This window comes from Flavobacterium collinsii, assembly GCF_902804485.1.
Classification (GTDB): Bacteria; Bacteroidota; Bacteroidia; order Flavobacteriales; family Flavobacteriaceae; genus Flavobacterium; species Flavobacterium collinsii.
The window spans coordinates 34,477-46,306 of record NZ_CADCST010000108.1 but is presented as its reverse complement, the minus strand read 5'-3'; the positions used below and the strand labels follow the sequence as shown (position 1 = coordinate 46,306).

The following is an 11,830-nucleotide window of genomic DNA, read 5'->3' as shown; positions in this document are numbered from 1 at the left end:
TTTATACTATTATAATCATGAAAGACCACATCAGGGAATTGATGGAAAAAAGCCAATTGAAATGATAAATCCGTTACCGAAATAAGTAACTTTTACAATCCTGACGAAGGAAGGATCACACAAGTAACTCCGTACAGAATGTCGCCAATCTTTGTCGAATCTCGCGTGTGATCCTTCCTTCGTCAGGATGACAAGATTGCGCATAAAAGATTGTGAGTCACTATTGTGAGAAAAAATCCGCGTCAATCCGTGTCTTCACGATAGCGAATCCGTCTCATCCGCGTACCCTATAATCCGTAATATTTCCTTACTTTTGATATTGTCAAGCCTTCAAAAAATGGTTCCAGGCAATGAAGAATATTAATAAGAAATAAAATAAATCTCTTAATCAATACATTAAAACCCATGAAAAGAATCGCATGCCTTGCAATTTTAGCATTACTATTTACAAGCTGTAAAGAAAACAATTCAGAAAAAGAAGTAAAAGCGACAAAAGAAACGGTAAACACAAATTCTACTGTAAAAAAAGAAACAGAAGAGAAAAAAGAAGATTGTAAGGATATCGAAGTAGAAATGGGTGCCGGAAGAGAATGTATCCTAAAAGGTACGGATCTTGCTCAGGTCTATCAGAATATTATCAAAAATAAAGAGGTTGAAGAATCTGTTTATTTTTTAAATACAATCCCCAACGAAAGCAAATCTGTACCCGTAAATAAAAACGGATTAATCTCAATTGATTATGACATCTCTAAAGATAAAGTCCTTATTAGTATGAATTATGAAGGTGGTGTGACTGAAGTAACGCTCGAAAAAATAAAAGACACGATTAAAAAAAGTATTTATCACTACGCCGATTAAACTCTAAAATGTGAAGAACTTATTCCATCAAACCGCTAAATAACTTTTACGTTTTTTAGCGGTTTTTTTTCTCACAATGATTACGCACATTCTTGTCGTCCTGACGAAGGAAGGATCACACAAGTAACTCCGCTAATCTTTGTCGATTCATAATTGTGACTTGCTTCTCCTGTTTGCTATCGCTCGAGCCTCGTTCCTCAAAATGACAAAAATAAAAATAAAAAAATCCGCGTCAATCCGTGTCTTCGCGATAGCGAATCCGCGTCATCCGCGTACTATATAATCCGTAATATTTCCTTATTTTTGGTAGGTAAAACTTCAATCAAAATGTCAATCAATCAAAATAAGTACCTCAACGATTTAAAAATAAAATTCGAAAGCTACGCTCCGATTTCGGATACTTCCTGGAAATTAATCAAGGACATCGCCGAAATTCAATCCGTCAAAAAAGGAGAGATTTTATTACAGAGCGGGCAAATTGCAAAAGAGATACATTTTATAATCAAAGGCGCTTTACGGGCTTTTATCACAGATGCAGCCGGAAATCTCTATAACAAAAATATCTTTCTAGAAGGCCATTTTGCAGGTTCAAAGGCTTCTTTGTTGCAACAAACTCCATCTCATTTTACCATAGAAGCACTGGAGGATTCTACCTTGATTCGGCTTAACTACAAAAAATACAGAGCGCTCATCGACCAGCACAATGATCTGAAAAATTATTACATCGCGTACTTAGAAAAAAACTGGGTGATCGAAAAAGAACAACGGGAAATAGCACTAGTAATGGAAAATGCCACCGAACGATATCTGCACCTTTTATCCAGCCATCCTGATATTTCAGACCGGATTCCGTTGCTTCATATTGCCTCGCATTTAGGAATTACTCCTACTCAGCTAAGCCGTATCAGAAAAAATCTCGAAAAAGATTTGTAAATCAACATATGTAAAGGTTTCTCATAAAGACCGGAAGTACCTTTGTCTTAAATTCTTATAACTACCATTAAAATGAAAAATATAAACTTAATCGAAGACAACATAAATAATCTTACCGGAATGTGGAAAACGGTTAGTACTTCTTTCCTATCCTACCATACAACTCCTCTTTTTGAATATAGCAAAGTCGAAAATTCAGGCTGGCCTAATAAATTGTGGTTTCGAAAAGATATCTCTAAAAATGACATCGGCGAAATTACTAAAACCATGCAGACCAATTTAGAATTAGCTTTCGCTTATTGGGATATCTACGGAACAAAATCATATGAAATACTGGATGCCCATGGTTTCACATTAAAAAGCGAGCAGGTTGCGATGGCATTAAAATTAGATCAGCAATTTTCACTACAAAACCAGCTCAATTTTAAAAGAGTTTCTACCAAACAGGATGCTAAAATATGGGCAGATTTGTATCCCTATGCTTTTGGTTATGTAATTAGTAAAGAAATCCTGATTCACAATCATCACGATGTTCAGTTCTATCTGGTTTCTTTAGACCAAGAGCCCATCGAAACATTTATGCTATTCCAGACCGAAAATGTGGTTGGAATTCATGGCGTTGGTGTCATTCCGGAAATGCGCCGAAAAGGTTTTGCTGAAGAAATCATGAAATATGCGTTAAATCTATCCATCGCTTTAAATGCTGATTACGCACAGTTACAAGCTTCTGCCATGGGAAAAGATATTTACACGAGATTAGGTTTCGAAGACTTATTTGTCATTAAAAACTATGTTTTGGGAGCAAATTTCAAGTTTTAAGTTTCAGGTTTCAAGAGTAAAGAATATAGAGTAAAGAATATAGAGTAAAGAATATAGAGTAAAGAATATAGAGTAAAGAAGAAAGAGCCAAGATCCAAGAGTCAAGTTTCAAAATCTATTCTCTTGACTCTTGGCTCTAAAATCTAAAATCATAAATCTAAAATCATAAATCTAAACTCTAAAATCATAAATCCCCCTCTCTGTCCCAAATGCCCCTAAAATAGTCGTAAATGTGTATTCCTACTAAAAGATAAGAATCGTAAGTTTGTAATGAATTAATTAACAACCTTTTAAAAACAACCCCATGAAAAAAGCGAAAATTATTTTTTGGATTACCACTATTATTATCTTTTTATTCGAAGGCGTTATGCCGGCTTTAACTTCACAAACCGAATTGGCTAAAGAAGGAATCAAACATTTAGGATATCCTGAATATTTTGGAAATGCCTTAGTTGTTTTTAAAATTCTTGGCGTTTTGGTACTCGTGATACCATCGATTCCAAAGAATGTAAAAGAATGGGCTTATGCCGGTTTCGGTTTTGACTTTATATTTGCTTCCATAAGTCATGCTGCAGTAGACGGTATCAATTTCCAGGCCTTCTTTCCTTTGATCTTTTTAGTAATTCTGGCGATCTCTTACATCTATTATCATAAAATAGAACGTTACAAAAATATCGCTTTATAAACGTTCAGCGTGATGATAGAAGTTTATAAAACAAATGTTCAGGAAGTAGAACAGTCTCTTTTGATTGTGGGAAGACTTCTTGAACATTTTCCTGACAGTCGTATTAATTTTGATTTGGAAGACTGCGATAAAATTTTACGCATACATGGATCGTCTATTTCTAATCAAAGAATAATAGAACTTCTTGATTCCTATGGTTATCATTGTGAAGTTCTTTTATAAATTAAAAAAAACCCCACAAACAACTGATTTATAAAGTTTTGAAAATAAAATTTGTAAATTTGAAACACTATCAACCTTCAAATCTTACCAAATGAATCTACCGGCCGGACATCAGACCATCATGCCTTATTTAATTTTAAATGGCGCATCACAATTTATAGAATTTACCCAAAAAGTCTTTGATGCAACAACTTCTTCCGATCATGTACTACGCGAAGACGGAACGGTTATGCATGCCGAAATTATCATAACAGGAAGTACTATTATGGTTACAGACGTAGTTGAAGACTGGTCCAGACAAACCGCCAACCTATTTGTCTATGTCCCGAATGTCGATGAAACTTATAAAAAAGCATTAGAAAATGGTGCCACGAGCGTAATGGGAGTCAGTAATAAAGAGTATGGAAGAACCTGTGGTGTTACTGACCCGTTTGGCAATGTCTGGTGGATCACTTCTATAATAGCATAAAACAAAAAAATTATGAAAACAGAATTAAAACAAGACATCACCACTACTTTCGGGCAATTTTCCGACACTGTTTCTCTTTTTACACAAAGCGAAGTCAATCAAATACCCTTTGAAGGTAGCTGGACAGCCGGACAGGTTGCCCGCCATATTATAAAAGCAACATCTGGGCTGCATCAGGTTTGCGAGGCTAATACCCAAAAACTAGCTGCAAACTATGATGAAAAAATTCCTGCGCTTCAAGGGATATTTCTCGATTTCAGTACGAAGTACAACTCACCTGATTTTATATATCCGGAAAACCGCGAATATGATAAAACCGAGCTGATTTCAAGTCTTCAAAGAATTGAAAAAGAAATGCAGGATATTGCCGAAAATTATGATTTAACACTTACCTGTATGGGTTTTGAAATACCGGGTATTGGAAATTTAACGATCTACGAATTACTAATTTTTTGTAACGTGCATGCCAAAAGACATTTAAATCAATTGAAGAATATTTATAATGTTGTAAAAAACTAACCTATGAAATCCAAAACCAAAACCATTTTAACCGCCTGGCTCGTTGCCGGAACATTGGACGTGACGGCAGCAATTACAGTTTATGCTTTTATACTTCAAAAAACCACTGCAATAAAACTGCTGCAATCCATAGCAAGCGGCATTTTTAAAAAAGAAGCCTACAGTGGAGGCTCGATAATGGCCCTCTTCGGTCTTGGATTCCATTACTTAATTGCACTAAGCTTCGCCTGGTTTTATTTTATCATTTATCCATATCTGCCCTTTCTCAAAAAAAGCGCAGTTGTTTCCGGATTCCTCTATGGAATATTCGTCTGGATCATTATGAATTTAATTGTGCTGCCTATCGCCTTTCCGGTGCTTCCCGAAAAACACTTAGATTTCCCGTTATTCTTATCCATGTTGATCCTGATGTTCTGTATCGGACTTCCCATCGCATTTATAACCCGAAAATATTATAGTTTTCAGACACAGTCCTAATGATGAACCTGAAACTCAAAACGTCAAAAATCCCTTTTTACACAAAGGGATTTTTTTGTTTTATCCCCCTAACGTAACTTTTCTACTTTTATTTCCCTCATACAATGTTAATTATATAAACTTCCAAAAAAGTTGTGTAAGATTTATACTTCAGTAATCCGGTAACTTTAAACTTTGATACTAAAAAGGAAATCAGCCTTTTAAAAATTTGTATCACCTGATTTTTGATTTAATTCTTAAAACATAACATTTTGATTCTCACTTTAAAAAATACATTCACCGAAATAGGAAATGCAACTTTGTTTGCAAAGCAGTTTTTTAAGGAGGTTTTTGTTCCTCCTTATGAGGCCAGAGAGTTTATCAAGCAATGTTATGCCATTGGCTATAAATCATTGCCTTTGGTGGCCATAACCGGTTTTATTATGGGGCTGGTCCTCACGCTGCAATCACGTCCAACCCTGGTTAATTTTGGGGCCGAATCATGGTTACCCGGAATGGTAGCTCTTTCGCTAATAAGAGAAATTGCTCCTGTAATTACTGCTTTGATCTGCGCCGGAAAAATCTCCTCAGGAATTGGTGCCGAACTAGGCTCAATGAAAGTCACAGAGCAGATTGACGCGATGGAAGTTTCTGCCATTAATCCATACAACTATCTGGTTGTGACCCGAATTTTAGCCTGCACACTAATGGTTCCCATCTTAGTCATTTTCGCAGATGTGGTAGGGATACTTGGTGGTTTCGTTGGAATCAATATTCATGGTGATGTTAATTTTTATCGCTATCTGACTCAAATTTTACAGTCATTGGAATATTTAGACCTCATTCCCGCCACAATTAAAACGTTCTTCTTCGGATTTTTTATCGGAATGATTGGATGTTTTAAAGGATTTAATGCCTCTAACGGAACTGAGAGCGTGGGCAAAGCAGCAAATTCAGCAGTTGTAACGGCCTCTTTGACCATTTTTATTCTGGATATGGTTGCCGTTCAAATAACCGATTTATTCTTTTAAAGATGATTAAAGAAAAAGAAAATAAAGCCACTGCAACAAAAGTAAAAAGCAAAACTCCGATCATTGAGATCAAGGATTTACACAAGACTTTTGGCACAGATAATACCGTTTTGCAAGGTATAAATCTAACGGTGAATAAAGGAGAAGATTTAGTGATTCTTGGACGCTCCGGCTCCGGAAAATCAGTCACCATAAAATGCATAGTGGGGCTAATAACTCCAGATCAGGGCGAAATAAAAGTGTTTGACGAAAATGTGCTGAACCTCACAAAACCGGAACTAAATAAAATTAGAGTCCGAATTGGTTTTTTATTTCAAAGTGGAGCTTTATACGATTCTATGTCGGTACGTGAAAATCTGGCTTTCACTTTACAAAAACACAAAAGAGATTTAACACCCGAAGAAGTGGAGCATGAAGTCATAGAGGCTCTGGATAACGTAGGTCTGAGTGATGCCATCGATAAAATGCCATCTGAATTATCGGGTGGAATGCAAAAAAGAATCGGCTTGGCCAGAACCTTAATCTTAAAACCGGAAATCATTTTATACGACGAACCCACAACCGGATTAGATACCATTACCTCACGTGAAATAAGCGAATTAATTCTGGACATCAAACACAAACGCAAAACGACCTCGATCATTATTACCCACGATATGGCCTGTGCAAAACTTACCGCCGACCGGATTATGGTTTTGAAAGATGGCATCATACATGCCGAAGGAACTTATGAAGAACTGGAAAAAGACGAAGACGAATGGGTGCGCTCATTTTTTGAATAACACAAAATAAATAGTAGAAATCATGGATAAACAATCTGGATATACCTGGAAATTAGGAATGTTTGTAGCAATTGGATTGCTGCTTTTTATAATGGCCATTTACTTTATAGGGAAACAAAAAAATCTTTTTGGCTCCACCTTTCACATTAGCTCCCGATTTAAAACCGTGAGCGGCTTAGAAGTGGGCAACAATGTTCGCTTTTCGGGAATTAATATCGGTACTGTCGAAGAAATCAGACTGATTAACGACTCGTCTGTGGTGGTTTCGATGGTCATTAAAGACGATGTTCGGGAATTCATCAAAACAGATGCCCGCGCCAGTATTGGTTCGGACGGTTTAATGGGCGACAAAGTCCTGACTATTTCTCCCGGTGTAAAGTCACAAAAAGCTATTGAAAACAATGGTGCTATTGCTTCAATCGACGGAATTGAAATGCAGGACATCATGAAAAGTGTCAAAAAAAGCGTCGACAATGTAGGTGTTATATCCAACGAACTTGCCATTTTCAGTCATAGCATGAACAACGGAAACGGTGCTTTGGCAAGATTAGTCCGCGATGATAAAATGGCCAATAGTGTCTCAAATACCCTTTCTAATCTGGAAAGCGGTACGAAAGGTTTTAGCGATAACATGGAAGCCGCAAAAAGCAATTTCCTACTAAGAGGATACTTTAGAAAAAAAGAGAAAGAAAAGGAAAAACAGAAAGAGGAAGCCAAAGAGAAAAAAGAAGAACAACAGGAAAAAGCCAACAAAGAGAAAGAAGAAAAAGCTAAAGGGGAGAAACAAAAGCAAGAAAAACAAAAAGAAGAAGACGCTAAAAAAGCAGATAAAACATAAATAAAACTCCAATGAAAACGAAAAAGCAAAATAAAAGCAGTGCCTTTGAAAAATTTGCCAGCCATGTTTCCAAAGCGGCAGGAAGTACTCCCGCTTTTATCAGCGCCTTTTTGATTGTAGTAGTCTGGGCGATTTCAGGACCTTTTTTCGGTTACTCGGAAACCTGGCAATTGGTCATCAACACCGGAACTACGATTATTACTTTTCTGATGGTTTTTCTAATTCAGAAAGCGCAAAATAAAGATTCACTCGCCATTCAGCTAAAGCTAAACGAACTGGTTGCTTCCAACGAGTATTCAAGCAACAGTCTGGTAGATATCGAAAGTATGACGGAAGAAGAAATGATTATTGTGCAGAAATACTACCAACATCTTAGTGCGCTTGCTAAAAAAGACAAGAGCATCAGAAACTCACACTCGATTGCAGAAGCACATGAGCAACACCAACGCAAAGACAAGACCAAAACAAAACCCAGTACCCCAAATAGCACTAAAAAATGAAACTACGATCGACCGAAACTTTCTGGCTTCTCAGGAATGCCATGGAAAACAGCTATCCTTCTATTGATACCGACAAAAACAAAACAATTTTAATCATTGGCGGCGGAATAACCGGTGCTCTGATCGCTTACAAATTAATCACCGAAGGAAAAAAAATTATACTCGTCGACCGTCGTGATATTTGCAACGGAAGTACCGCTGCTAGTACGGCCTTACTGCAATATGAAATTGATGTTTCCTTACACGAACTCATCGAAATGAGAGGATTAAACTGTGCTCTTGACAGCTACAGAAACGGTAAAAAAGCAATTTTTGATCTCCGAACGATAATTGATGCCATAAAAAGCGACTGTCAGTTTGAATTCAAAAAAAGCATTTATTATTGCTCTTTAAAAAAAGATCTCCCCTTCCTAAAAGCTGAATTCAATACCCGAAAAGAACATGGATTTGACGTAAACTGGCTGGAAAAATGGGATCTCGAAAAACTGGGTTTAAATGCCCTCGCAGCGATCGAATCTAAAACTGCAGCAGTGATGGATCCTTTTAAACTCGCCAATGATTTGCTAATCTACTGTCAAAAAAAAGGTATGGAAATCCTGGACAGAACCAACATCATTTCTATAGAAAAACAAAACGGGAAACTGATCGCTAGTACCGAAAACAACTACAGCATTACCGCAGATCACATCATACATTGCAGCGGTTACGAAAGTACCGAAACCCTTAAAGAAAAAGTGGTAGACCTTAAAAGTACCTATGTCATTGCATCCGAAAGCCTACCTGTTCTCCCGTTAGCATTCAAGAATGCTATTTTTTGGGATACCTCCTCTCCTTATCTTTATTTTAGAGCCACATCAGACAATCGGATCATTATGGGTGGTGGTGATGAAGAGTTTAAAGACCCAGTAAAACGCGATAAATTATTACCCCAAAAAGAGCAGTTTTTATTGAAGAAGTTCCAGCGAAAATTTCCGGATATTGATTTTAAAATTGATTATTCCTGGGCCGGAACTTTTGGAGAAACAAAAGACGGTCTTCCCTATTTTGGGAAACCCGATCCCCATAAAAATGAACATTATGTGCTGGGGTTTGGTGGAAACGGAATTACTTTTAGCGTCATTGGTATGAACTCGATCCTGGACTCGATTAACAATACCAAAAATCAGGATTTAGATTATTATAGGTTTGGGAGATAACTTTTTTTTGAGGGGCAAAGTAGCAAAGGTTCAGAGTGGCAAAGTTTTTTTGTTGCATGCTGAAGGCTCACTATTCGAAGCTGAACACAAATAAAGCAAACGTTACTTTCCTCACAAAGTTTTAATGAAATGCTTTAAAATTAACGTTTAAAGTCTTTACTTTACTACAGCACAAACGCACTATTCATGAAAAGTTTTTCATTCTCTCCTTTATCCGACAAAGAGGCTACTATTTTGATTTTAGGGACAATGCCCGGAACAAAATCACTGGAACTGAACCAGTATTACGGACATAATCAGAACAATTTCTGGAAATTTATGTTTGCCATTTTGAAAGAGGATTTCTCGAACGATTATGAAATCAGAAAAGCGTTGCTGCAAAAAAATAATATTGCCGTATGGGATGTTTTACAGCATTGCGAAAGAGTGGGAAGTCTGGATAGCGCAATAAAAAATGAAACGGCAAATGATTTTGAAACGTTTTTACAACAGCATCCCAAGATCACCACTATTCTTTTTAACGGACAAAAAGCGGCGGCATTTTTCAAAAAATATGTTCCCCTGAAAAAAGCTTACCAACTCATCACATTACCATCTACAAGCCCAGCAAATGCAGGTAAAACCTATCAGTCTAAATTGGAAGAATGGAGATTTGCCCTTGGCTCACAACGCCATAATCCGGACAGGCTTCACACCTATTAAAGTACTTAATTAAAAGTATCGAAAACCTCTAAAACCTTCTCAGGTCTAAATTATAGCAGAAACATCTGTTGCTTAGTCATTTTTTTGAAAAAAGTTATGCTATTTTAGGGTAGCTTTGTTATATCATTCAAAACCAAAACGATATCATTATGAAAATTCAAACCTATTACAATCATATCCGGTTTTATACTCCACATCATTTTGTTTATTATCCGGTTTTAGTCTTATTTTTAGGAAGCAGTATTTATCTTGCTTTCACCACCGAAAATACACTTATTTGGTCTTTTATAAGTGCATGTTTCGTGTTTTTATTCTGTCTTGCTTATATGCTGCGCCAGCATTATGCTCTAACGCTTCAAAACCGAATTGTACGGTTGGAACTTCGCTATCGCTATTTTACACTGACCGGAAAAAGACTTGAAGAATTTGAATACAAGCTAACCGACGATCAGATCTTTGCGTTAAGATTTGCTCCCGATAACGAAATTCTGCCTCTGCTTCAGGATGCCCTTAAAAACAACCTCAGCGGAGACGCTATTAAAAAAGCCATCGTACACTGGAGAGCCGATTACAACAGGGTATAAAAAAGCAATTCATCAAAATTAACTGCTCTCATTCACCTGACTTAAGGCGCCAACACAACTCAGCTCTTTCTTTTCCCATTAAATAAAATGTAAACTAAAAAGAGAAAAAGCCAAACCGATACAATCACACCAAAAAAGATCGCTATAATTGACGGATGCAGATAATTGGGTTCATAAAACAGCCTTTCGAGGGTTAAAAATTTCTCCGTTAATGCTTTTCGGTCAAAATTGTTTCGAATCGCATTCAGCACCACATCTTTATGGTCTCTAAAATAAAAAGCATCTGCAGTAAGCTGCTTCGGAACAATATTACTTTCGATGTTATACTTTTTCAGAAGTGTATCTAATTTTTGAAAATTTATCTGTAACGAATCTTTCCCGTATTTGTACAACAGCTTATACCGTTTAACCGCAGCATCAAACTGTTGTTTTTCAGGTGTAACTCCTACTACAGGCTTAAAAAGCGACTTGTTTTTGAGAAAAATGCAAATGCTTTCATCGTACTGAGGGCGCACTTCTTGGCCTTTAAAGATAATTTCAATACTGTCGTTAATGGTGTTTTTGGCTATAATTCTCCCGTTAAGTTCTTTTTTATCAAAACCTAATTCATCCAGAACTCCATTGGTCACTGTCGAAGCTTTATCAAAATCTTTGGTCAGCACTTTTAAAGTGTCGATACTATAATACCTGCTTTGTGTATTGTAATACCCATTTGAGATCAAAACACTATCCACTTCCTCCATCACCGGATATGGTTTTGGATATAAAATATGAATCGGATTAAACAATTTCTCAGAACTGTACGAGGTATAATTATATAAAAACGGATTCAAAACATTCAATAGCGTTTTGTCTTTGTTGAATTTATGCTCTGACAATTCACTTCGTAATTTGGCATTCAATCCAAAACTGTAACTGATAAAAAAGGAAAAACTCAAAAAACAAATCAACAGCAATAGGAAACCAATTTTTAGCAAGTTGGCAAAAGCATAGTCCTTTCGCGAATGTTTTTTAACTAAAAAAATCAGGAAGAAAAATAAAAATAAACCACTGATAAAAAAATGGGAAATTGAAACGTCATCATAAAATTTGAATCTGTAAAATTCAAAGTAAGTATTGATAGCGGCAAGACCTTCAAACTTAAAAAAACCATATAAAAAATAACCTAAATGAATCAACAACAGCACTACAAGTGACTTTACGAAGAATTGCTTTAATTTCTTATCCATATTGTAT

The 11,830-nt window shown here is 36.4% G+C and carries 16 protein-coding genes; 15 read left to right on the top strand and 1 reads right to left on the bottom strand.

The annotated features are described in order from the left end of the window. Positions 1 to 405 precede the first annotated feature (405 nt). The 15 genes from FLA105534_RS17825 to FLA105534_RS17755 all read left to right on the top strand — a co-directional run bounded on the left by FLA105534_RS17825 (position 406) and on the right by FLA105534_RS17755 (position 10,594). Positions 406 to 858, top strand: coding sequence for a hypothetical protein (locus FLA105534_RS17825; RefSeq protein WP_173967441.1), 453 nt, complete (start codon positions 406 to 408; stop codon positions 856 to 858). A 327-nt stretch (positions 859 to 1,185) separates the two neighbouring features. Further along, positions 1,186 to 1,791, top strand: a complete 606-nt coding sequence (locus tag FLA105534_RS17820) for a Crp/Fnr family transcriptional regulator (RefSeq protein WP_173967440.1) — start codon at positions 1,186 to 1,188, stop codon at positions 1,789 to 1,791. 72 nt (positions 1,792 to 1,863) lie between these two features. Next, complete coding sequence (locus FLA105534_RS17815) at positions 1,864 to 2,610, top strand: GNAT family N-acetyltransferase (protein ID WP_173967439.1); 747 nt, start codon at positions 1,864 to 1,866, stop codon at positions 2,608 to 2,610. A 304-nt stretch (positions 2,611 to 2,914) separates the two neighbouring features. Then, positions 2,915 to 3,295, top strand: coding sequence for a DoxX family protein (locus tag FLA105534_RS17810; RefSeq protein WP_173967438.1), 381 nt, complete (start codon positions 2,915 to 2,917; stop codon positions 3,293 to 3,295). A gap of 12 nt (positions 3,296 to 3,307) precedes the next feature. Beyond that, on the top strand, positions 3,308 to 3,517 hold the full coding sequence (locus FLA105534_RS17805; RefSeq protein WP_173967437.1) for a hypothetical protein: 210 nt from the start codon (positions 3,308 to 3,310) through the stop codon (positions 3,515 to 3,517). A gap of 91 nt (positions 3,518 to 3,608) precedes the next feature. Next, a complete protein-coding gene (locus FLA105534_RS17800; protein ID WP_173967436.1) occupies positions 3,609 to 3,986 on the top strand; it encodes a VOC family protein in 378 nt (125 codons plus the stop codon). Positions 3,987 to 3,998: 12 nt separating this feature from the next. After that, positions 3,999 to 4,505 carry a DinB family protein gene (locus FLA105534_RS17795; RefSeq protein ID WP_173967435.1) on the top strand — a complete coding sequence of 169 codons (507 nt, stop codon included), beginning with the start codon at positions 3,999 to 4,001 and terminating at the stop codon, positions 4,503 to 4,505. Between the two features lie 3 nt (positions 4,506 to 4,508). Beyond that, the gene (locus FLA105534_RS17790) at positions 4,509 to 4,982 is read left to right on the top strand and encodes a DUF1440 domain-containing protein (protein WP_173967434.1); all 474 of its coding nucleotides are present in this window, start codon (positions 4,509 to 4,511) and stop codon (positions 4,980 to 4,982) included. Between the two features lie 251 nt (positions 4,983 to 5,233). Beyond that, positions 5,234 to 5,992, top strand: coding sequence for an MlaE family ABC transporter permease (locus FLA105534_RS17785; protein ID WP_173967433.1), 759 nt, complete (start codon positions 5,234 to 5,236; stop codon positions 5,990 to 5,992). A gap of 2 nt (positions 5,993 to 5,994) precedes the next feature. Beyond that, positions 5,995 to 6,774 (top strand): ABC transporter ATP-binding protein, encoded by a 780-nt coding sequence (locus tag FLA105534_RS17780; protein ID WP_173967432.1) that lies wholly within the window; start codon positions 5,995 to 5,997, stop codon positions 6,772 to 6,774. A 22-nt stretch (positions 6,775 to 6,796) separates the two neighbouring features. Further along, entirely contained in the window at positions 6,797 to 7,612 is an 816-nt protein-coding gene (locus FLA105534_RS17775) for an MlaD family protein (RefSeq protein ID WP_173967431.1), read from the top strand. A gap of 11 nt (positions 7,613 to 7,623) precedes the next feature. Next, positions 7,624 to 8,112, top strand: a complete 489-nt coding sequence (locus FLA105534_RS17770) for a low affinity iron permease family protein (protein ID WP_173967430.1) — start codon at positions 7,624 to 7,626, stop codon at positions 8,110 to 8,112. Next, positions 8,109 to 9,308 (top strand): NAD(P)/FAD-dependent oxidoreductase, encoded by a 1,200-nt coding sequence (locus FLA105534_RS17765; protein WP_173967429.1) that lies wholly within the window; start codon positions 8,109 to 8,111, stop codon positions 9,306 to 9,308. The genes FLA105534_RS17770 and FLA105534_RS17765 overlap by 4 nt, the downstream gene beginning before the upstream one ends. Positions 9,309 to 9,494: 186 nt before the next feature. Further along, the gene (locus tag FLA105534_RS17760) at positions 9,495 to 10,010 is read left to right on the top strand and encodes a DNA-deoxyinosine glycosylase (protein ID WP_173967428.1); all 516 of its coding nucleotides are present in this window, start codon (positions 9,495 to 9,497) and stop codon (positions 10,008 to 10,010) included. 149 nt (positions 10,011 to 10,159) lie between these two features. Next, on the top strand, positions 10,160 to 10,594 hold the full coding sequence (locus FLA105534_RS17755; protein ID WP_173967427.1) for a DUF6526 family protein: 435 nt from the start codon (positions 10,160 to 10,162) through the stop codon (positions 10,592 to 10,594). A 59-nt stretch (positions 10,595 to 10,653) separates the two neighbouring features. On the opposite strand, the gene FLA105534_RS17750 is transcribed toward FLA105534_RS17755, so the two are convergent. Continuing rightward, positions 10,654 to 11,823 (bottom strand): hypothetical protein, encoded by a 1,170-nt coding sequence (locus FLA105534_RS17750; RefSeq protein ID WP_173967426.1) that lies wholly within the window; start codon positions 11,821 to 11,823, stop codon positions 10,654 to 10,656. Positions 11,824 to 11,830 lie beyond the last annotated feature (7 nt).

Coding starts and splice junctions, on each gene's coding strand:
- FLA105534_RS17795 (WP_173967435.1), top strand. CDS start 3,999: ATGAAAACAGAATTAAAACAAGACATCACCACTACTTTCGGGCAATTT.
- FLA105534_RS17820 (WP_173967440.1), top strand. CDS start 1,186: ATGTCAATCAATCAAAATAAGTACCTCAACGATTTAAAAATAAAATTC.
- FLA105534_RS17780 (WP_173967432.1), top strand. CDS start 5,995: ATGATTAAAGAAAAAGAAAATAAAGCCACTGCAACAAAAGTAAAAAGC.
- FLA105534_RS17810 (WP_173967438.1), top strand. CDS start 2,915: ATGAAAAAAGCGAAAATTATTTTTTGGATTACCACTATTATTATCTTT.
- FLA105534_RS17805 (WP_173967437.1), top strand. CDS start 3,308: ATGATAGAAGTTTATAAAACAAATGTTCAGGAAGTAGAACAGTCTCTT.
- FLA105534_RS17755 (WP_173967427.1), top strand. CDS start 10,160: ATGAAAATTCAAACCTATTACAATCATATCCGGTTTTATACTCCACAT.
- FLA105534_RS17825 (WP_173967441.1), top strand. CDS start 406: ATGAAAAGAATCGCATGCCTTGCAATTTTAGCATTACTATTTACAAGC.
- FLA105534_RS17775 (WP_173967431.1), top strand. CDS start 6,797: ATGGATAAACAATCTGGATATACCTGGAAATTAGGAATGTTTGTAGCA.
- FLA105534_RS17770 (WP_173967430.1), top strand. CDS start 7,624: ATGAAAACGAAAAAGCAAAATAAAAGCAGTGCCTTTGAAAAATTTGCC.
- FLA105534_RS17765 (WP_173967429.1), top strand. CDS start 8,109: ATGAAACTACGATCGACCGAAACTTTCTGGCTTCTCAGGAATGCCATG.
- FLA105534_RS17800 (WP_173967436.1), top strand. CDS start 3,609: ATGAATCTACCGGCCGGACATCAGACCATCATGCCTTATTTAATTTTA.
- FLA105534_RS17790 (WP_173967434.1), top strand. CDS start 4,509: ATGAAATCCAAAACCAAAACCATTTTAACCGCCTGGCTCGTTGCCGGA.
- FLA105534_RS17750 (WP_173967426.1), bottom strand. CDS start 11,823: ATGGATAAGAAATTAAAGCAATTCTTCGTAAAGTCACTTGTAGTGCTG.
- FLA105534_RS17760 (WP_173967428.1), top strand. CDS start 9,495: ATGAAAAGTTTTTCATTCTCTCCTTTATCCGACAAAGAGGCTACTATT.
- FLA105534_RS17815 (WP_173967439.1), top strand. CDS start 1,864: ATGAAAAATATAAACTTAATCGAAGACAACATAAATAATCTTACCGGA.